At 50.3% G+C, this 20,608-nt stretch carries 18 protein-coding genes and 1 tRNA gene; 11 read left to right on the forward strand and 8 right to left on the reverse strand.

The features are described from left to right. Positions 1 to 200 precede the first annotated feature (200 nt). Entirely contained in the window at positions 201 to 635 is a 435-nt protein-coding gene (locus ACO0K4_RS09210) for an antibiotic biosynthesis monooxygenase family protein (RefSeq protein WP_422956332.1), read from the reverse strand. A gap of 209 nt (positions 636 to 844) precedes the next feature. Here ACO0K4_RS09210 and ACO0K4_RS09215 point away from each other — a divergent pair, with 209 nt between their 5' ends. Beyond that, positions 845 to 1,081, forward strand: coding sequence for a hypothetical protein (locus tag ACO0K4_RS09215; RefSeq protein ID WP_422956333.1), 237 nt, complete (start codon positions 845 to 847; stop codon positions 1,079 to 1,081). Between the two features lie 280 nt (positions 1,082 to 1,361). Here ACO0K4_RS09215 and ACO0K4_RS09220 read toward each other — a convergent pair whose 3' ends face one another. Next, the gene (locus ACO0K4_RS09220) at positions 1,362 to 1,853 is read right to left on the reverse strand and encodes a pilin (protein ID WP_422956334.1); all 492 of its coding nucleotides are present in this window, start codon (positions 1,851 to 1,853) and stop codon (positions 1,362 to 1,364) included. Between the two features lie 198 nt (positions 1,854 to 2,051). On the opposite strand from ACO0K4_RS09220, the gene ACO0K4_RS09225 reads away from it, so the two are divergent. Further along, a complete protein-coding gene (locus tag ACO0K4_RS09225) occupies positions 2,052 to 3,017 on the forward strand; it encodes a peptidylprolyl isomerase (RefSeq protein WP_422956335.1) in 966 nt (321 codons plus the stop codon). Between the two features lie 118 nt (positions 3,018 to 3,135). Here ACO0K4_RS09225 and ACO0K4_RS09230 read toward each other — a convergent pair whose 3' ends face one another. From ACO0K4_RS09230 to ACO0K4_RS09255, 6 genes are all read right to left on the reverse strand, one after another. After that, positions 3,136 to 4,179, reverse strand: a complete 1,044-nt coding sequence (locus ACO0K4_RS09230; RefSeq protein ID WP_422956336.1) for an aldo/keto reductase — start codon at positions 4,177 to 4,179, stop codon at positions 3,136 to 3,138. 81 nt (positions 4,180 to 4,260) lie between these two features. After that, positions 4,261 to 5,304, reverse strand: a complete 1,044-nt coding sequence (locus ACO0K4_RS09235) for a quinone-dependent dihydroorotate dehydrogenase (RefSeq protein ID WP_422956337.1) — start codon at positions 5,302 to 5,304, stop codon at positions 4,261 to 4,263. Positions 5,305 to 5,473: 169 nt separating this feature from the next. After that, the gene (locus tag ACO0K4_RS09240; RefSeq protein ID WP_422956338.1) at positions 5,474 to 6,196 is read right to left on the reverse strand and encodes an arginyltransferase; all 723 of its coding nucleotides are present in this window, start codon (positions 6,194 to 6,196) and stop codon (positions 5,474 to 5,476) included. Continuing rightward, positions 6,196 to 6,912 (reverse strand): leucyl/phenylalanyl-tRNA--protein transferase, encoded by a 717-nt coding sequence (aat, locus tag ACO0K4_RS09245; RefSeq protein ID WP_422956339.1) that lies wholly within the window; start codon positions 6,910 to 6,912, stop codon positions 6,196 to 6,198. Before aat ends, ACO0K4_RS09240 begins: the two co-directional genes overlap by 1 nt. Continuing rightward, entirely contained in the window at positions 6,909 to 8,114 is a 1,206-nt protein-coding gene (locus ACO0K4_RS09250; RefSeq protein ID WP_422956340.1) for a YbfB/YjiJ family MFS transporter, read from the reverse strand. Before ACO0K4_RS09250 ends, aat begins: the two co-directional genes overlap by 4 nt. Positions 8,115 to 8,157: 43 nt before the next feature. Beyond that, entirely contained in the window at positions 8,158 to 8,724 is a 567-nt protein-coding gene (locus ACO0K4_RS09255; RefSeq protein WP_422956341.1) for an NUDIX hydrolase, read from the reverse strand. A gap of 253 nt (positions 8,725 to 8,977) precedes the next feature. Between ACO0K4_RS09255 and ACO0K4_RS09260 the strand changes: the two genes are divergently transcribed. The 9 genes from ACO0K4_RS09260 to typA all read left to right on the forward strand — a co-directional run bounded on the left by ACO0K4_RS09260 (position 8,978) and on the right by typA (position 20,596). After that, positions 8,978 to 9,054: transfer RNA gene (locus ACO0K4_RS09260), tRNA-Met, on the forward strand. 369 nt (positions 9,055 to 9,423) lie between these two features. Further along, positions 9,424 to 10,275 (forward strand): SMC-Scp complex subunit ScpB, encoded by an 852-nt coding sequence (gene scpB, locus ACO0K4_RS09265; RefSeq protein ID WP_422956342.1) that lies wholly within the window; start codon positions 9,424 to 9,426, stop codon positions 10,273 to 10,275. Next, positions 10,262 to 11,863 carry a pseudouridine synthase gene (locus tag ACO0K4_RS09270; RefSeq protein ID WP_422956343.1) on the forward strand — a complete coding sequence of 534 codons (1,602 nt, stop codon included), beginning with the start codon at positions 10,262 to 10,264 and terminating at the stop codon, positions 11,861 to 11,863. The genes scpB and ACO0K4_RS09270 overlap by 14 nt, the downstream gene beginning before the upstream one ends. Before the next feature lie 227 nt (positions 11,864 to 12,090). Beyond that, the gene (gene rimP, locus ACO0K4_RS09275; protein WP_422956633.1) at positions 12,091 to 12,576 is read left to right on the forward strand and encodes a ribosome maturation factor RimP; all 486 of its coding nucleotides are present in this window, start codon (positions 12,091 to 12,093) and stop codon (positions 12,574 to 12,576) included. Continuing rightward, the gene (gene nusA, locus ACO0K4_RS09280; RefSeq protein WP_422956344.1) at positions 12,573 to 14,132 is read left to right on the forward strand and encodes a transcription termination factor NusA; all 1,560 of its coding nucleotides are present in this window, start codon (positions 12,573 to 12,575) and stop codon (positions 14,130 to 14,132) included. Before rimP ends, nusA begins: the two co-directional genes overlap by 4 nt. A 58-nt stretch (positions 14,133 to 14,190) precedes the next feature. After that, complete coding sequence (infB, locus tag ACO0K4_RS09285) at positions 14,191 to 17,049, forward strand: translation initiation factor IF-2 (protein WP_422956345.1); 2,859 nt, start codon at positions 14,191 to 14,193, stop codon at positions 17,047 to 17,049. A 135-nt stretch (positions 17,050 to 17,184) separates the two neighbouring features. Beyond that, complete coding sequence (gene rbfA, locus ACO0K4_RS09290) at positions 17,185 to 17,574, forward strand: 30S ribosome-binding factor RbfA (protein ID WP_422956346.1); 390 nt, start codon at positions 17,185 to 17,187, stop codon at positions 17,572 to 17,574. 73 nt (positions 17,575 to 17,647) lie between these two features. Then, positions 17,648 to 18,586: a tRNA pseudouridine(55) synthase TruB gene (gene truB, locus ACO0K4_RS09295; RefSeq protein WP_422956347.1), complete on the forward strand. Its 939-nt coding sequence runs from the start codon at positions 17,648 to 17,650 to the stop codon at positions 18,584 to 18,586. 171 nt (positions 18,587 to 18,757) lie between these two features. Beyond that, positions 18,758 to 20,596, forward strand: coding sequence for a translational GTPase TypA (typA, locus tag ACO0K4_RS09300; RefSeq protein ID WP_422956348.1), 1,839 nt, complete (start codon positions 18,758 to 18,760; stop codon positions 20,594 to 20,596). The last annotated feature ends 12 nt before the right edge of the window (positions 20,597 to 20,608 follow it).

Raw genomic sequence — 20,608 nt, forward strand, 5'->3', positions numbered from 1 at the left:
TTAAAGACTTTTTAGCAGTTCCAAAAATGAATCCGCAAGCGGAGTGCGCCTGCTGGCACGAAAACCCTTCGCAAGCCGCATCCAGCCTGCGCGTTCAATGTGACCGGCGGTAAGTCACTTATCGTTTTGTGTAAGTCCTAAATGCTCAATGCATTGTATTCCTGGCAATCACTTGGGTTGTTCGAGTCTGATTGCTCAAGCTATCCCTCATTTGCCAGCTTGAGCAAATCCGATACCGGCTCCAGTATCACCTCAGACAGACTCTCGGCGATGGCAACACGCATTTGCGCTGCCGCCATTGCATCTAAAGAGGCACTCGCAAAAGCAGCATCCCTGGCTGCGGCACTAGGCCATTGTGCGTAGCTATACCAGATTCCGTCGTCGCCTTTGTGCAGGCGCGATCCCAGCGAGCCGCGTTGAGTCAGGTACAGCTCAGAAATACGTGTCCAGGCTTCAATAAATCCGGCCTCTGATCCCGGGTGCAGTCGCCAGCGATAGAGCACCATAAATCCCGGACAACGTTCTGTCATTACGGCACCAGGTTGAGGTATCTTGGTCGTCATTGTCGTGTTCGCGAATAAAAAATTGAGGGGATTGGTGCGTGCGTGATTGTTGTCTATGAGCTTATGGTACATGATGCTTTGCCGCGATTGGCAGGACAAACTTTCTCCCTTAATATCGACCGTATAATTTATTACTGGATTTAATCGCTAGCTTGCAGATTTTCAGGACGCGGTGTAATTTCAATCACTGGTCAATTTTGCCAAAAACTCTTTGACGCAACAAGTCTGCAAGCACTGGTGATGATAGCTATCGTGATGATCGGGACAGAAGAAAGCCGCTGATGACAATGAAAAATGCAGTGAAAAATTCAATGAGAAAAGTTTGCAATCTGTCTGTCATTTTACTTTTCTTGCCTATACCGATTGCTACATCTGCCGCTCCCGCAGATTGGTACAAATGGCGCAGCAAAATCGAGGCAACTGAAGTCTGTTCGCAAACCTCACCGGGTGAGGGCTGGGACAAGGCCAGTGGCCCTTACAAGGATGCGCAATGCATCAAGTTAAAATTAGGACAGTAATAACTGAAACTGAATCCCCAGTATTCATGCGGCTCTCAGGCTGAAATGTGGCGGTGAGCCGCATAAAATATACGTTCTCCATTATTTATCTACTTATTCATTCGAGAATGCAGTGGATGACACGCGATGCATCGGGCGAATTTCCAGGCAAAAGAAAACGTAGCCAGATTCATCGCGATATCCAAGCTAAGGTGGGACCAAGAAAATCGCGAAAAATAGTGACCAGTTTTGACATGACATTCAATCGCCCCCCAGCCTATAGCCTAGCTATTACGCTCGCTTACTTAGCACGGTTCCTGCAGCTAAACGGCAGCATTCCGGGTGGGATGGTGGTCTGATCTATGCCTTTGACTGTCATCTTATCCGGCACATCGGCGCTGCCACAAACCCATTCCACAGGGACAACAGGCGCATCGGTCACGACTGCTGGTCGCATGGTCAGGACTTTGCCTTTAATGACCCCATTTGCCTGATTGCCAAATGTTACGTTGATCACACCGTCGGTAACGCTGACGCTACTGACAAAGTTGTTGACCATTTTGTCGGCACTTGGCAATCCCGCTGCCGCATTATCCGCAGGCATTTTTTGTGTGGCGGCCCATATTGCTGCCACAGGTTTTTTTGCGACGTCGGTCAATGGGGTAATCGACTCGATTTGTTTTTGTATGATCCGGTATTGAAATGAGGGGTAGGCCATCGCCGCCAGTATCCCGATGACCGCGATCACAACCATCATTTCGACTAAGGTAAATCCTGAATGTAGTTTTTTCATAGTGGGATCAAGGCGGTTGAGCTGGATTAAATATAGTTTAACTCAGGTTCCCGCTCCTCCGGCATGACTCAGCATTGAGAAGGTACATTTTTCCTCGTCTGGACAAATTGCTGCCTATCGCGTACCGTCATATCCTGCTCACAAGGCATATCAACCCAGCTTTCCATCCATTGTGCATCCATACTCCGGAGTCATTACATGTGTCGTTCGCTCAAGTCTAGCTACTCGTCTACCTATTTGGCCGTCCCTTTTATCGTCGGTACTTTACTAGGCACTCTGGGATTGATCCCGCATTCGTATGCCCTTGCAGAAGAATCTAAACCTAAAGCGAAACCTGCGATGGCGGACCTGATCAAGGCTTCTAGCGCCGCAGACTGGCGTGTGCTTGATCCTGAAAATACTTTGTATATGGAACTGGAAAAAGGTCGCGTCGTGATGGAACTGGCACCTGACTTTGCCCCGAATCATGCGAAAAATATCAAAGCCCTGGTCAGAGAGGGATATTTCAACGGGCTGGCGATCGTCCGTTCACAAGAAAATTATGTCGTGCAATGGGCAGACCCCGAAGATGAAAATCCGGCTAAAAAGCGTGAAATCAAAACCGCCCGCAAAAATCTGGAGCCGGAATTCACCGTCAAATATGATAAAAAACTTCCGTTCACGCGCCTGCCCGATATCGATGGCTATGCGCCTCAGGTTGGACACGCCAATGGCTTTCCTGCTGGACGTGATCCAAAAAACGGCACCGCCTGGCTCGCGCATTGCTATGCGGCCATTGGTGTCGCCCGTGGCAACGAGTCAAATAGCGGCGATGGTACTTCGCTCTATGTCATCACCGGCCAGGCACCGCGTCAGTTAGATCGCAATATCACCGTGGTAGGCCGCGTGATGCAGGGGATGGAATTATTGACCACAATGCCACGCGGTAAAGGTGCCTTGGGTTTCTATGAAAAACCAGAAGAAATGACGTCAATAAAATCGATTCGTATTGCCGCCGATGTGCCAGAGGCTGAGCGCAGCAAATTAGAAATCATTCGCACCGACACACCGACATTTAAAGCCATCGTCGAGGCGCAGCGTAACCGTGGCGGTGACTGGTACAAGGTTCCGGCAGGACATATTGATTTGTGCAATGTGCCAGTGGTGGTGCGGGTAAAAGGATAAGTCCCTACTATTTGGTGTTGCATTTAGGTGAGTAGAGGTACTAAATTACTTGGGTAATTTAGTACCTCTATTTTATTAATGGATCAACATCAAAATTTTAGGTTTTATCCGCTAACCTTTACTGCCCCGGATTGCACAGCTCTGCATGAATCGCGTTGACGCCGGCGATCAGTTCATCCGATAGATGGATGTCAAAGGCGTCGATGTTTTCTTTGAGCTGTGTCAGATTCGTGGCGCCAATAATTGTGCTGGCGACGAACCAGCGTGAGTAGCACCAGGTGAGGGCGAGTTGCGTTGGTGTCAGCCCGTGAGTGCGGGCGAGTTCGGCATAGCGGCGGCTTGCCTCGAAGACGGTCGGGCGCATGTAGCGTGGGCTCCAGGTCGCCGGAAAGCGTGTCAGTCGGCCGGCGGCGTTGGCATCTTCATTGTACTTATTGGTGAGTTGGCCGAAAGCGAGCGGGCTGTAGGCGAGCAGGCCGATATTTTCACGGAAGCAGGTTTCATCCAGACCTTGTTCAAAGCTGCGGTTGACGAGATTGTAGGCATTTTGGATGGAGATGATGCGGGCAAGGGATTGTTGTCCGGCTTGCTTGACGAATTCACCGACACCCCAGGCGGTTTCGTTGGATACGCCAATCTGGCGGATTTTGCCTGCTTTGACGAGTTCGTCGAGTGCGCCTAATGTGTCGGCGATCGCTACCGATGGGCGCTCCAGTGCCGGGTCAAAGGATTTTTGCCCGAAAATCGGGGCATTTCGACTTGGCCAGTGCAGTTGATATAAGTCGATGTAATCGGTTTGCAGTCTTTGCAGGCTGGTTTCAACGGCGGCACGGATATTGGCGGGTGAGAGGTCCGTATCCCCATTGCGTATCCAGCCGAAGCCGCGTGACGGGCCTGCTGCTTTGGTGGCCAGAATAATGTCTTTGCGCTTGCCGGATTTTTTAAGCCAGGTGCCGATATAACGTTCGGTGGAGCCTTGGGTTTCGGCGCGTGGCATGACCGGATACATTTCGGCTGTATCGATAAAATTAATGCCGCGCTCCAAGGCGTAGTCGAGCTGGCTATGCGCATCGGCTTCGCTATTTTGCTCGCCGAAAGTCATGGTGCCGAGACAGATTTTGGATACGTATAAGTTGCTGGTGCCGAGTTGTGTTGTTTGCATAAGTAAGAGAGCCGTGGTGTGAGGACAGTGGGTTATCCGGCTCCACACAGATGGGAGGCCGGTACAGAAAGCCCACTTACTTTAGCGTGAATTGCGCAAAGCTGCAGCGCACTCCCTGACCAGTGCCGGACCGCGATAAATCAGGCCGGAATATACCTGTACCAAGGCGGCGCCTGCGCGCATTTTGGCTTGCGCGTCTTCTCCGGAGAAAATGCCGCCGACACCGATAATCGGCAAGGCGTCGCCGAGTTCGGATTTGAGTGCGCGTATCACTTGATTCGATAATTCGAACACCGGTTCACCGGACAGCCCGCCAGCTTCTTCGCCGTGCTCAAGACCTTTGACCGCATCGCGGGTGACTGTGGTGTTGGTGGCGATGACGCCATCGATCTTGTGACGTAACAAGGCTTCGGCGATGTTCTTGATTTGTTCGCTATCCATGTCGGGAGCGATTTTTAATGCCAGAGGCACATAACGTTTGTGTTGGTCTGCGAGTCGTTGTTGCGCGTCTTTGAGTTGTGATAACAGGGCATCGACTTCGCTGGCACCTTGCAACTGGCGCAGATTTTTGGTGTTCGGTGATGAGATGTTGACCGTAACGTAGCTAGCGTAGGGGTAGACTTTTGCCAGGCATAGCAGGTAGTCGTCAGCAGCGCGTTCGATCGGTGTATCGGCATTTTTGCCGATATTCAGCCCCAGGACACCTTGCTTGTCCTGATAAAACCGCGATGCCTGCACATTGTTAACGAAGGCATCAACGCCGCCATTATTAAATCCCATGCGGTTGATGATGGCGTTGGCCTTGGGCAGACGGAACATACGCGGCTTGGGATTGCCTGCTTGCGCGCGGGGTGTCACGGTACCGATTTCAATCGAGCCAAAGCCCAGACTCGCCAGGCCATCTATGTAAGCGCCGTCTTTGTCGAGGCCTGCTGCCAGACCTACGGGATTGGGGAAGATAATCCCCATGACTGTGCGAGGATCGCTGGCAGGTTTGGCGATGAGCTTGGTCAGGCCCAGCGCTGCCGAGCGTCTCAGGGCGGGTAGAGTGACGTTGTGTGCCTCTTCTGCGTCCATCGAAAAAAGTAAGGGGCGCGCTAAGGCGTAGAATAATTTATCAGGCATGATTGTATTAATTAGGGGGAGTATAGGTAAAAATAGGGTTGATTCCGCAATTTATATATAGTGTTTAACAATATACATCACCCAGTATATGTTGCAGCGACAGGTATTCGTGGTTCCGGGTAGATCCCATGCGAATCGGGGTGCATTGCTCAAAATTGCCACGACATGATTAAAGTGCTTGCCAGTGTCCTTGTAATAAACCGTCCAACGGCTTGAAGTTGGTTTTGTACGCCATTTTGGGGCTAGCGGCGATCCAGTAACCCAGATACAAATAAGGTAAGTTCAGTTCACGACACTGCTTGATCTGCCAGAGCACGTTAAAGGTGCCGTAGGAGGCGGCATGATCGTCCGGATCATAAAAAGTATAAACCGACGACAGGCCATCGCTCAGGATGTCAATAATACTCACCATGCGCAGAATATCCTGCTCGTCGCGGAACTCGACCAGGCGCGTATTCACCCGGCTTTGCAATAAGAATTGCGCATATTGATCGCGGCTGTCGTGATCCATCCCGCCGCCTGCATGTCGTTGGTTTTGATAGCGGTGATACAACTCGTAATGTTCGTGCGAATAGGTGAGTGATGCAACACGGGCCACCAGATGGCTGTGCTTACTTTGCGCGCGGCGCTGGCTGCGATTGGCTGTGAATTCATGGATGCGCACACGCACCGGCGTACAGGCCTGACAGGTATCGCAATGGGGGCGGTAGATAAAAATCCCGCTGCGGCGAAAACCGTTTTTGATTAATTCGGAGTAGGTGTCGGCATTGATCAGGTGCGCGGGTGTGGCGACCTGAGAGCGTGCTTGTAGTCCATCCAGATAGCTACATGGATAGGGCGCGGTTGCATAAAACTGTATGCTGGAAAATGGTAATTCGTTGAGTTGAGTCACTACTTATTCACCCAGGTAATCGGCGCCCAGTTCAGGATAGGCGGCAAGCTAATCGCATGTTGCAGGTGAGCGATGAAATCGCTGCGGCTGATCGGCTTGGCGCCCAGAGACGCCAGATGCGCGGTCTGCTGCTGGCAGTCTATCATTTCCACATCGTTTTCACGTAAGAAAAATACCAGGTTGGCGAGGGCGATCTTTGATGCATCACTGACTCTTGCGAACATCGATTCGCCATAAAACATGCGGCCTATGCAAACGCCATAAGCTCCGCCGACCAGCTCGCCATCGAGCCAGACTTCGGATGAGTGAGCGTAGCCCTTGGCATGCAGTGCGCAGTAGCCAGCCACAATCTCTTCCGATATCCAGGTGCCAGCACCATCGCGGCGAGGCGCGGCACAGGCACGCATGACTTGTTCGAATGCACTGTCGAAGCGGTATTCCCAGCGAGGATCTTTGGCGGTTTTTTTGAGTGTCTTTTTCAGACTGCCGGATAGCTTGAAATCAGCTGTTTTTAATACCATGCGTGGATCAGTAGACCACCATAAAACAGGCTGCCCCTCTGAAAACCAGGGAAAGATGCCGTGCTGATAGGCGTCCAGCAAGCGTTCAGCAGATAAATCGCCACCCGCCGCCAGCAATCCTGCAGCACCGTCTTTTTCCAGTAAAGCCGTTTCAACGTCGGGAAATGGCGTGTCTACCTCAAGCCAGGGAATCATGTATCCGCTTGCCTGGTTGTTGTTAACTGGGTAGTTTCGCGATTTTCGATGATTTTCAACATGAGCAAAAGTCCGACACCGATGGTCATCGCGCCAGCCGCCAAGTAGAGGCCTGATGCGTAGCCGCCTTGATGTGCGGCGAACCACGCAGTGATGGCCGGTGCGATGATTTGAGCTACGCCATAGGAGATCGTCATTTTACCCATCATTTTTGCCGGGCGCGTCGGGTAATAGCGACCTGCCATCGTCAGTACCAGGCTAACCATGCCGATAAAAGTGCCGCCAAACAGCAGTGCGCCAGCGATCGCAGCTGCAAGACCGCCAACTGCGACGGGTAGTAAAATTCCGCCGATTTGCAGAACTGCGGCAAGCAACAAGGCATTCAGGTCGCCCACTTTGCGCGCGACCAGATCCCAGACGATGCGGGCGGGAGCCGCCGCAATGCCGATAGCAAAAAATACCAAGGTTCCTTTTCCCGCTAAGCCAGGCAGGCGATCAACGATGGCGACAATAAAAGTCGCACTGACGACATAGCCAACACCTGCGCAAAAATAAGCTGCCATGAATATTTTTAAGAATAAAGCACTGGGTGGATTGTCTTCCATTGCTTTGCCGCTGGTCGTTAGCGCACTGCTATCTGGTGCTGGCAGCCAGCGTAATGCCGGTATCAGTACTAGGCATCCGATCGCAGAAAACACAAACCATTGCTCGCGCCAGTCGAGTGACTGGCTCATGAATGCGACGGCGGCAGCACAGCCTGCGATACCTAATCCCAGGCCAGAAAAATGCATGCCTAATTCACTGCGGTGATTGTGCCGGATGAGCCAGTTTAATATCAATCCGGTGCCTAGTAGCATAGCCGCGGCGCTACTCAATCCGGCGATATAGCGGGAAATAATCCATATAAAGAGATTGCTGCTTACTCCCATCATGATCGTGCTGAGTACCGCCAGTACCATACCGGTCCGGTAGAGTTTGTCCTTGAGGTGTAGGTCATTGATCTGAGAGGCGATCAATGCGCCACTGAGATAGCCTGCGTAGTTGAATGTCGCCAGCCAGCCGGCGGCAGAAATGCCAAGTCGTGCTTGTTGTTGCATGATTGGTAATAACGGCGTGTAGGCAAAGCGGGCGATACCTACAGCGAGAATCAAGCTGAAAATGCCTGCACTTAATACTTTAATGCGTTCAGCTTGTGGGAGCATCGGGTCTCTTTTGACTAATGACGGGAAGGTGGTGAATACTCAATTAGCTGCGCATCGGTTTGAATATATCGTGTTCGTGCAAGCTATATTCGCCGCCTTGTTTTACCAGCGCCAGATCCTTGAAGAAAAACTTCAGGGTATGACTGACCGTAGGGAAGGCGATGTCATCCCATGGGATGTTTTTTTCCGTAAATAATTGTACGTCCAGGCTCTCGGTGCCAGCTTGATAGTCTGTATCCAGCAAAGTCGCCCGGTAGAACAGATGAACCTGATGTACATGCGGCACATTCAGAATGGAGAATAATTCATGCAGTGCGATATTGGCACCGGCTTCTTCAACGGTTTCTCTTTGCGCTGCCTGACTGGTGGTTTCATTATTTTCCATGAATCCTGCTGGCAAGGTCCAATAGCCATAGCGCGGTTCGATTGCACGCTTGCACAGGAGTATCTGTATCTCGCCGTCTTTTTCCCACACAGGAATCGAGCCGACGACCATTTTGGGATTCTGATAATGAATGGTGCCACAGCCGGGGCAGACATGGCGCTCACGAGTGTCGTCAGCGGGGATTTTTATCACAACAGGCGATGCACATTCAGAGCAAAATTTCATAGCGCAAACAATGGAATTGAGTGAAGGGATTAACACAAATGGACTACGCGACCGGATGATCATCGGGTAATTCAAGCCTAAGTGTATCACTCCAGATAGGGATATCATTTTTGTCGATTTTGGGACAAATTCAGATTGGACATAAGTGCACATAAAATGACGGAAACTTGCGTGCAACATCGGCGATGCGCAGACAAAACTGAGAAAGTCATTGCGCAAAGCAGCAAAGTCGGATATAGTCTTGTTTCTCAGACGCGGGGTGGAGCAGTCTGGCAGCTCGTCGGGCTCATAACCCGAAGGTCGTAGGTTCAAATCCTGCCCCCGCAACCAGAATTACAATAAAAAAGCCGCGTATTAACGTGGCTTTTTTATTAGCCGGACGATTATTCTTTGATTTGAGTCGAAATTCTGGACTACAATCCAGTGTCGAAGTTGCTTAATAAGTTTCATCATGGTCAGGATTGGTTTGCTGGTGCGTCAGTGCACAATATCTTGAGTTGATGATGAAGCGCACACAGCGAAATGAACGCATAACCACGATCCTTTTGGTTAATGTCAAACAGTAATTGTTCGCCTAGATGGCATCCGTCACCTTAATTAGAGTGACATAAATTACAGAACAGGTTTTGGCTGAAGAGCTTCTTTCAGTGCCGTTCTATGCTTCATCAGATCAACTAATCAATGTGCTAAAGAGTTTGCATGAATACTGCTGAGGCCAAGCGAGTTCTCGAAACCGCCTTGCTATGCGCGCATGAGCCGCTTACCGTCAATACGATGAAGAAACTGTTTCAGGACAGTGATGACTCCAGTGAGGTGGTAGGCGCTGATACGATTAAATCGATGCTGGAAGATTTGCGTATTGACTGGTCAGACAAAGGTATTGAGCTGGTGGGCTTATCTACTGGCTGGCGCTTTCAGAGTCGCCCGGAAATGCGTGCTTATATAGATCGCTTAAATCCTGAAAAGCCGCCCAGATATTCAAGAGCAACGCTGGAGACGCTGGCGATTATCGCTTATCGTCAACCTGTGACGCGTGGTGATATAGAGGAGATCCGCGGTGTTACGGTGGCCTCCCAGATGATTAAAACATTAGAGGATCGCGGCTGGATAGAAACGATAGGGCATAGAGATGTGCCTGGTCGCCCATCATTGTTTGCCACGACGAAACAGTTTTTGGATGATTTGGGATTGTCTTCTCTGGATCAGTTACCTCCTCTGCAGCAGGTAACTAAAGATAAGCTTGCTGAAGAGGGTGCGCAAGAGTTGGATGCGCTTGGGGCGAACATGTTTGCTGAGCAGGAGATGTTGCCGCTGCAAGACGAGCTCGCAGAAATAGTGTCTGAGGAAGTGGCAAACTTAGTGGTGCCTGTCTCGACAGAAGTTGAGGCGGAAAGTGAAATACTAAGTAAGGCCAATAATAATACGCAAAACGACATGCAAAAAGCCGACGTGATCGTTGAGGTGGCAAATCAAGAGTTGGCATCGGAATCCGGTGTGGATGCTTCGGCATTGAGTCAGTCAAATTTAGAACAGAATAATGAACACAAATAATCCAGACGATATTAAGTCCAGCGTTGCCGGAGAAGCCTCGGGTAGTGATGATTCTTCGCCAAAGGCCGCCAAGCGTGGCGTCAGAGGTCCGCGTAATCTGCGTCGCTCGCGACCGAAATCGGATGTGGTTGAGGTGGATGCTTCAGCTCCGGTGGTAGTCGCAATCGATGTGGCGGCACCTGAGCGTAAGGGTGCACCTGACGGCGTGGTTCGTAAGCCGCGTCCGCCGCGTGCTCAGGGTGAGCGTCCCGAGCGCGGTGAATCGCCGCGTCGTGAGGGTGCAAGAGTGCAGGGGCCGCGTGGGCCAAGGGATGAGCAGGTTGGGAATCGCTCTTCGCATGCAGGTAAAGGGCGGCATCCAAGTCAGGCGCGCGGAGCGCGGCAGGGTGCGAAGCCAGTCGCTAATAATGCGGATGATGTATTTTCATTTGTCACATCTGAGGCATTTGATGCGGATGCGGATGCAGCGAATAAAGCCAAGGGGCGTAATGCCAAGCCTGTGCGTCGGGATCTGACGGCAGAAGATGATGCGCCTAAATTACACAAGGTGCTGGCAGAGGCTGGCCTGGGTTCTCGTCGCGACATGGAAGACCTGATTGTTGCCGGACGCGTTTCTGTCAATGGCGAGCCGGCACACATCGGTCAGCGTATTTTGCCTACGGATACGGTGCGTATCAACGGCAAACCAATCCAAAGAAAAATCAGTAAAAAACCGCCGCGCGTGCTGATCTACCACAAGCCGGCTGGTGAAATTGTCAGCACCAGTGATCCAGAAGGTCGCCAGTCTGTGTTTGCCAGTTTGCCGCAAATGAAGGTCGGTAAATGGTTGGCAGTCGGGCGTCTTGATTACAACACCGAGGGTTTGTTGTTGTTCACGACATCTGGTGATCTGGCAAACCGCCTGATGCATCCGCGTTATGGCATCGAGCGTGAATATGCGGTGCGTACGCTGGGTGATCTGGAAGAGGGAATGCGTCAGAAATTATTGGCAGGCGTTGAGCTTGAGGATGGTCTGGCACAATTTTCCAAAATTATGGATGGCGGCGGCGAGGGTGTTAATAAATGGTATCGCGTCGTTATTGGTGAGGGGCGTAACCGCGAAGTGCGTCGTATGTTCGAGGCCGTTGGTTTGACGGTATCCCGTCTGATTCGTACTCGTTATGGTGCAATGACCTTGCCTTCTGGCCTAAAGCGTGGCCGCTGGGATGAGTTGGAAGAAGATGCTGTGCGCAGTTTGTTGAAGCTCAGCGGGTTGGAGAAAGTTGGTGGTGATAAGCCTGTTGGCAAAGATCCTGCCGCCCGCCCTAATGGCAATAGAGCTCCCGGCCGTCCGGTGAATCCGTTTGATAAGCCGGCTGGTCGTTTTAATGCGCCGCGCGCGGAGTTTGGCGCACCTCGGGGTGCGAATGGTGATGCTCAGGGAAAAAAACGTCCTCGTCAGCCAGATCCTTTGCAAACTGCGCTGGGATTTCCTGATGCAGGGCGTCCGCGACGTGCTGGCGGTGGTGGCAATACTGGTACTGCGCGTGGCAGCGGTCAGGCTATTGGTCAAGGTATTGCGGCACGTCGCCGATCCAAGGGCGGTTAATGTGTTGCTTGCCTAGTATTTACTCTGTTTTTCCATTGCGATAGAGTAAATAATCGTTTATAATCTTGGAGTTAGAAGATTTGCCTCCATCACTTGTAATCGATGCGGGCGTTGTAAAAAAGATGGGCTTTGCCCATTTTTTTTTGGCGAAGCGTTTTAATGCTACAGCGAAACAATGCTGTGATGTACGCAGCTCAGGCAAATCTGGCACTTTTCGGAGAACACTCTTGCAGTTGTTGGAATTGATAGAAAAAACCGTGAATGGTACCGGATACGATCTGGTGGATTTTGAACGGGCGGAGCGTGGCTTGTTCAGGGTCTACATCGACTATTTGCCTGCTGATCTGGAGAAGGGCAATATTACAGTCGAAGACTGTGAAAAAGTCAGTCACCAGTTGTCGCACGTACTGACGGTTGAAAATGTACTCTACGAGCGTCTGGAGATATCATCTCCTGGCTTGGATCGGCCGCTCAAGAAATTGGCAGATTTTGCGCGCTTTGCAGGTGAGAAGGCGACAATCAAGTTACGCTTGCCTATGGCGGGTGCGGCAAATCGCAAAACATTTGAAGGCGTATTGCATGAGCCTGAAGGTGATATGTTGAAGTTGGAATTTGAAGGTAAAGACGGGGCGGCAATGCTGGAGTTTACGCTCGCCGATGTGGATAAGGCACGTTTGGTGCCACAAGTGGATTTTAGGAGTCGCAAAGCATGAGTCGCGAAGTTTTATTATTGGTTGATGTGCTGGCGCGTGAAAAAAACGTCGATGAAGATATCGTTTTTGGTGCGCTGGAACATGCTTTGGCACAGGCCACAAAGAAGCGTTACGAAGGCGAAGTTGATATTCGCGTAGAAATTGATCGTGATACTGGCGAGTACAAGTCTTATCGTCGCTGGCGCGTTGTGCCGGATGATGCGGGTTTGCAATTGCCAGATCAGGAAATTTTGCATTTTGAAGCAGTTGAACAATATCCTGATATTGAAGTCGATGAATGCATCGAAGAGCCGATCGAGTCCGTAGAGTTGGGCCGTCGTTTTGCGCAAGATACTAAGCAAGTTGTGTTGCAGCGTATCCGCGATGCCGAGCGCGAGCAAATTCTGGCTGATTTCCTGGAGCGCGGTGATTCCCTAGTCACAGGCACCATTAAGCGCATGGAGCGGGGTGAGGCTGTAGTTGAGTCCGGTAAGATTGAGGCCCGCCTGCCACGTGATCAGATGATTCCCAAGGAAAATCTGCGCGTCGGTGATCGTGTTCGTGCTTACATCTTGCGTATTGATCGCAATGCCCGTGGTCCACAAGTCATCCTGTCCCGTACAGCACCAGAGTTCATCATGAAATTGTTTGAGCTCGAAGTGCCGGAAATCGAACAAGGCTCACTGGTCATCAAATCTGCTGCACGTGATCCTGGCGTACGTGCCAAAATTGCTGTCTACACTAGCGATAAACGTATTGATCCTATTGGTACTTGCGTCGGTATGCGTGGTTCACGCGTACAGGCTGTAACAGGTGAGTTGGGCGGCGAACGTGTAGACATCGTTTTGTGGTCTGAAGACCCCGCACAGTTCGTAATCGGTGCTCTGGCTCCGGCGAATGTTTCCTCTATCATGGTTGATGAAGAGAAGCATGGCATGGACGTCGTTGTGGATGAAGAGAATCTGGCGATTGCGATTGGTCGTAGCGGTCAAAACGTACGCTTGGCCGCTGAATTGACTGGCTGGCAAATCAACATCATGACGGCAGAAGAGTCTGCGAATAAAGCGGAGCAGGAAACTGCGGGTATTCGTGCTTTGTTCATGGAAAAACTTGACGTGGATCAGGAAGTCGCCGACATCCTGGTGGATGAAGGTTTTTCGAGCCTGGAAGAAATCGCTTACGTACCTATCAGCGAAATGCTGGAAATTGAGGCCTTCGACGAAGATACCGTCAATGAGTTGCGTAATCGTGCCAGAGATGCTTTGTTGACTGAGGCGATCGCTTCTGAAGAAGGTGTTGAAGGGGTAGAGGATGCGCTGATCAATCTCGAGGGTATGACTCGTGTGATCGCTGGCAAGTTGGGTCTGGCCGGTATCAAGACGCTGGATGCTTTTGGCGGATTGGCGTATGACGAATTTGGAGCGATTTTGGCCTTGTCTGCTGAACGTGCGCGCCAATTGATTAAAGATGCATTTGAAGATGTGACTGATGATGAGATGAAGCTCATCGACGCTAAATATGATGATCATGCGAAGGCTTTGTTGGCCGCAGCGTGGAAACTCGTAGAAGCAAAATAATTCCGAGTTAATGATCATTAAAGCGTTTTATCAGGCGCACATAGAAAAAGAGGACTGAATGGCGAGTAACAATGTAGCCCAATTTGCCACCGAGCTGAAGATGTCAGCGGATTTGCTGCTCACGCAATTGCGTGCCGCAGGCGTCAGTAAAAGCTCGACGTCCGATGCGCTGTCAAAAGAAGATAAAGACCGATTGCTGGAACATCTGCGTCGCTCTCACGGTGTAGCTGCGGACGCAGATAAGAAAAAAATCACTCTGACACGTAAAGAAACAACTGAAATCAAGCAGGCAGATGCCACGGGCAAGTCGCGTACGATTCAGGTCGAAGTTCGTAAAAAACGTACTTTTGTTAAACGTGATGAAACTGCCTCTGAAGAGCCGGTTCGTGCAGCCGCATCTATTGTGGTTGATCCTGTCGAGATCGCACGTCATGAAGAAGAGGCTCGCAAAGAGGCGGAAATGATTGCTCAGCAAGAAGCTGAACTGATCAAGAAGCAAGAACATCTGGCCAAGCTGGAAGCAGAAAAAGAAGCTCAGGCTCAAGCATTACGTGAGGCTGAACTGGCAGCAGAAGCCGCTGCTAAAGCCGAAGCTGAAAAGCTAAAGGCAGAGCAGGCTAGCAAGGTCGTTGCAAAAGCTACGCCTGAAGCAGCGGTCGTCGCTCCTTCAACGCCTGAAGAAGACAAAAAGCGTGTTATCGCCGACGATAGCAAAAAGAAAGCGGTCGCTGATGCGAAAGAAGCGGCAGAGCGAGCAGCGGTAACAGAGATCGCCAGAAAGAAAGTGGCGGACGAAGTTGCGCAAATCAAAGAAATGATGAGTGCTGCCCGTCGACCTGTGAAGGCGCCTGAACCGGTTGTTGCACCTAAAGTTGCCGAAGGCACTTTGCACAAGCCTGTAGATAAAAAAGTCGGTGAGAAAAAACCAGCGACAGATAAGAAAGATGAGAAAAAGCCAGCAGTTGTGGCCGATAAAAAATCGATCAAGTCCGCGAATGTTTCTTCGACATGGCAAGAAGACGCTAAAAAGCGTGGCACTGGCATCAAAACCCGTGGCGATACTTCCGGTGGGCGTGATGGCTGGAAGGGTGGTCCTAAAGGCCGTCGCTCACATCAGAGCGATGATCGTGAAACTAATTTCCAGGCTCCTGTTGAGGCCATCGTTAAGGATGTTTTTGTGCCCGAGACACTGACAGTTGCTGAACTCGCGCACAAGATGTCGGTTAAGGCATCTGAAGTGATTAAGCATCTGATGAAGTTGGGTCAGATGTGTACGATCAACCAGGTTCTCGATCAGGAAACAGCAATGATTCTGGTTGAAGAAATGGGCCATAAAGCATTCGCCGCGAAACTTGATGATCCCGAGGCAATGCTGACGGATACGGCCGAGCATGCTGACTATGAATCTACTCCGCGCGCACCTGTTGTGACGGTTATGGGTCACGTTGATCACGGTAAGACCTCTTTGCTTGATTACATCCGTCGCGCTAAAGTGGCTTCTGGTGAAGCTGGTGGTATTACGCAGCATATCGGTGCGTATCACGTTGAAACGCCACGCGGCATGATCACTTTCCTTGATACGCCAGGTCACGAAGCCTTTACGGCAATGCGTGCTCGTGGTGCTAAGGCCACGGATATTGTTATTCTGGTTGTCGCTGCGGACGACGGTGTGATGCCGCAAACGAAAGAGGCGATTGCACATGCGAAAGCTGCAGGCGTACCGCTGGTCGTTGCAATTAATAAAGTTGATAAGCCAGGTGCAAATACGGATCGCGTAACGCAAGAATTGATTGCTGAAAGTGTTGTTCCTGAAGAGTACGGTGGTGATGCACCATTCGTTCCTGTGTCTGCAAAAACAGGCCAAGGCATTGATGCTTTACTGGAGCAGGTATTGCTGCAGGCGGAAGTCTTGGAGCTGAAAGCGCCAGTTGACGCGCCAGCTAAAGGTCTGGTTGTTGAGTCCCGTCTTGATAAAGGCCGCGGTACTGTTGCAACAATTCTGGTTCAGTCCGGTACATTGAAGCGTGGTGACGTGGTACTGGCAGGTTCTTCCTACGGTCGCGTTCGTGCGATGTTGGATGAAAATGGTAAGAGTATCACTGAAGCCGGTCCGTCTATTCCGGTAGAGATTCAAGGTTTGACAGAAGTACCGTCTGCGGGTGAAGAGGTCATGGTCATGACTGACGAGCGCAAAGCGCGTGAAATCGCATTGTTCCGTCAAGGTAAATTCCGTGACGTCAAACTGGCCAAACAGCAAGCCGCTAAACTGGAAAACATGTTTGAAAACATGGGTGAAGGCGAAGTTAAAAACTTGCCTATCATTGTCAAGACCGACGTTCAGGGTTCGCAAGAAGCTTTGGTTCAATCTTTGCAGAAATTGTCGACCAACGAAGTCCGGGTACAAGTTGTGCACGCGGCAGTGGGTGGTATTTCCGAGAATGACGTCAATCTTGCCGTGGCTTCCAAAGCAGTCATCATTGGCTTTAATACACGTGCTGATGCGTCAGCGCGTAAGCTGGCAGAGTCTAATGGCGTGGACATTCGCTACTACAACATCATTTACGATGCAGTTGATGAAGTTAAAGCGGCATTGTCAGGCATGTTGGCACCAGAAAAACGTGAAACTATCATTGGTATGGTTGAAGTTAAGCAAGTATTCCTGGTCAGCAAAGTTGGCGCGATCGCAGGTTGTCTGGTAATCGATGGCGTCATCAAGCGTACTTCTTCCGTACGTCTGTTGCGTAATAACGTGGTGACCTGGACGGGTGAGCTGGATTCTCTGAAGCGCTACAAAGATGATGCGAAAGAAGTTCGTGCAGGTATGGAGTGCGGTCTTTCATTGAAGAATTACAATGAAATTCAGGTCGGCGATCAATTGGAAATCTTCGAAATCCAGGAAATCGCACGTACTTTGTAATTGATGCCGGAAACAAGTATTTATTGAAGTAACGATTGAAGTAATAAGGCGGGGTGGGCATTGATGTTTGTGTAGAGCCAGAGCGTTTAGCTGGTGATTCGCAGACCAAATGCCCACCTTGCGCATTTAGGTTTTATGGCAAAACATAGTAAAAATATTCCCGGACGCGGGCTGCGGGTTGCAGACCAGATTCAGCGTGATCTGGCGGAAATCATCTGGTCAGAATTAAAGGATCCGCGCGTTGGCATGATCACGCTGACGGAGATTCAATTGACGCCGGATTATGCGCACGCCAAAGTGTTTTTCACGACATTGGCAGATGATCCCGCCGCAGTCAAAAATACGCTTGATGGTCTGTCAAAAGCGGCTGGATTCTTACGCAATCAATTAGGTTTGCGTTTGCATATCCACACGCTGCCACAATTACACTTTGTGCACGATACGTCGACCATGCGTGGTATCGCCATGTCTAAATTAATCGACGAAGCTAACGCGACGCGTGCTAAAGACGACGGCGAAGAATAACGCTCTGCCTGTCTGTAAAGTCAGAACTCTTTCACATAACGGGTTCTGCTGAAGCCCCCTCCTGATACTGTCTATGAATAATCCCGTTAAGAAGCGTATTCGCGTTCCTGTACATGGCGTTTTGCTGCTGGATAAGCCTGTGGGTTTGTCGAGTAATGATGCTCTGATTAAAGCCAAGCGCTTATTCAATGCACAAAAGGCGGGACACACTGGAACTCTGGATCCTTTCGCTACCGGCTTATTACCTTTGTGTTTTGGTGAGGCGACTAAGTTTTCGCAAGACTTGCTGGAAGCGGATAAAACTTATCAGACTATTGTCCATCTTGGTATTAGCACGACAACGGGTGACACTGAGGGCGAGGTAACTGAGACTTCTCCCGTCTCAGTCAGTGAGCCGCAGATCCTTCATGTGCTGGAGCAATTTCGTGGTGATATTCAACAAGTACCGCCGATGTATTCTGCACTTAAGCGTGACGGCAAACCTTTGTATGAATATGCGCGTGCCGGGATCACACTTGAACGCGAGGCAAGAGCCGTAAGTATTCATTTGCTGGAGCTGGTTAGCTACGAAGCCCCGTTCCTGACCTTGAATGTTCGCTGTAGCAAGGGAACCTATATTCGTGTGTTGGGGGAGGACATTGGTAAAGCGCTTGGCTGCGGCGCCCACTTGCAAGCCCTGCGTCGCACGCATGTTGGTCATCTGGTACTGGAGAAATCGATTACGCTTGATGCACTGGCGGAGATGGACGAGGCATTACGCTTTTCTTTGCTGGCGCCCGTCGATGCATTATTGTCGAGTTTTCCTAAAATCGAATTAAGCGATGAACTTGCGAAAAGATTCTTGCAAGGTCAGCGACTGGCTCTGGGTAAAGAAGACATCGTAGTGCCTGCCGACATTGGTCGTGTCCGTGTATATCGTCAGGCCGACCAGCAACTCTTGGGCTCAGCACAATTGCAGGAGTACGCGATACTCGCGCCGGAACGACTGATTTCCACCAGTTCTGGCGTTTAATTTGTAGAAGTCTTTCAAACTTGCAATTTAGCTCGGAAAATTGCATGAAATTGTCATCAACGCGTAGTAACTCCTTGAAATAATGGGAGTTTTGCGTAATATTGGAATGTTGTGCAGTACAGCATGCTATAATCTTGGGTTACCCGAATTTCCCTATTCTTTTTCGCTATCATGTCAAATACAAAACGCGCTATCCGCAACATCGCCATTATCGCTCACGTCGATCACGGCAAAACTACACTGGTTGATCAATTGCTGCGTCAATCCGGTACTTTCCGCGACAACCAGCAAGTTGATAATCGCGTCATGGACTCCAATGACATTGAAAAAGAACGTGGTATCACGATCCTGTCCAAGAACTGCGCCGTTGAATACAAAGGTACGCACATCAACATCGTTGATACCCCAGGCCATGCGGATTTCGGTGGTGAAGTAGAGCGTGTATTGTCCATGGTTGACAGTGTGTTGTTGCTGGTTGACGCGCAAGAAGGTCCGATGCCACAAACGCGTTTTGTAACGCGTAAAGCTTTGGCTTTAGGTTTGAAGCCTATTGTCGTTGTGAATAAGATTGACCGTGAAAACGCAGATCCGCAAAAAGCCGTTAACGCGACATTTGAATTGTTCGACAAACTCGGCGCGACTGATGAGCAATTAGACTTCCCTATCGTTTACGCTTCTGGTTTCAAAGGCTACGCTGGTTTGGAAGATACAGTACGCGATGGCAATATGGAGCCACTGTTTGACGCGATCCTGAAGCACGTTCCTGCGCGTGAAGATGATCCTAATGGCCCATTGCAATTGCAAATCACGTCACTGGAATACTCTTCTTACGTCGGTAAGATTGGTGTTGGTCGTATCCTGCGTGGTCGCGTTAAGGCGCTGCAAGATGTCGTATGGATGAATGGCCCCGATGACAAGCCAACCAAAGCTCGTATCAACCAGGTGCTGACGTTTAAAGGCTTGGACCGCGTTCAGGTTGACGAAGCACTGGCTGGCGATATCGTACTGATTAATGGTATTGAAGAAATTAGCATCGGCTCGACCATTTGCGCACCGGATACACCGGAAGGCTTGCCAATGTTGAAGATCGATGAGCCGACATTGACGATGAACTTCATGGTGAATAACTCACCATTAGCTGGTCGTGAAGGTAAATTCGTGACTACACGTCAGATCCGTGATCGTTTAGATCGCGAATTGAAATCGAATATGGCTTTGCGTGTTGTGCAGGCTGAGAACGATGATTCGACGTACGAAGTTTCCGGTCGCGGCGAATTGCATTTGACGATTTTGATCGAAAATATGCGTCGCGAAGGTTTCGAGCTGGCGGTTTCCCGTCCACGTGTTGTGTTCAAAATGGTGGATGGCGTACGTCATGAGCCATACGAAAACTTAACCGTTGACGTCGAAGAAAATAATCAAGGCGGCGTGATGGAAGAACTTGGTCGTCGTCGCGGTGATTTGCAAAACATGGAACCGGACGGCAAAGGTCGTGTGCGTTTGGAATACCGTATTCCAGCACGTGGCTTGATCGGCTTCCAGGGCGAATTCATGACATTGACACGCGGTACTGGCTTGATGAGTCACGTGTTTGATGAATACGCACCGGTCGATAATACTAAAGGTGAAATGGCTGGCCGTCGTAACGGTGTGTTGATTTCTCAAGATGATGGTGCTGCTGTTGCTTACGCTATCTGGAAATTGCAAGACCGCGGCCGTATGTTCGTCGTGCATAACGACCCAGTCTATGAAGGCATGATCATCGGTATCCACTCACGTGATAACGATCTGGTTGTGAATCCGATCAAAGGTAAGCAATTAACCAACGTGCGCTCCTCTGGTACGGATGAAGCGGTACGCCTGGTACCACCAATTCAGATGAGTCTGGAATACGCAGTTGAATTCATTGAAGACGACGAATTGGTTGAAGTTACACCGAAGAGTATTCGTTTGCGTAAACGTTTCTTGAAAGAACATGAACGTAAACGCGCTTCTCGCGACGTAGCGTAATTGCTTTTGTAA

The organism is Undibacterium sp. RuTC16W, assembly GCF_049339445.1.
In the GTDB taxonomy this organism is placed as follows: Bacteria; Pseudomonadota; Gammaproteobacteria; order Burkholderiales; family Burkholderiaceae_D; genus Undibacterium.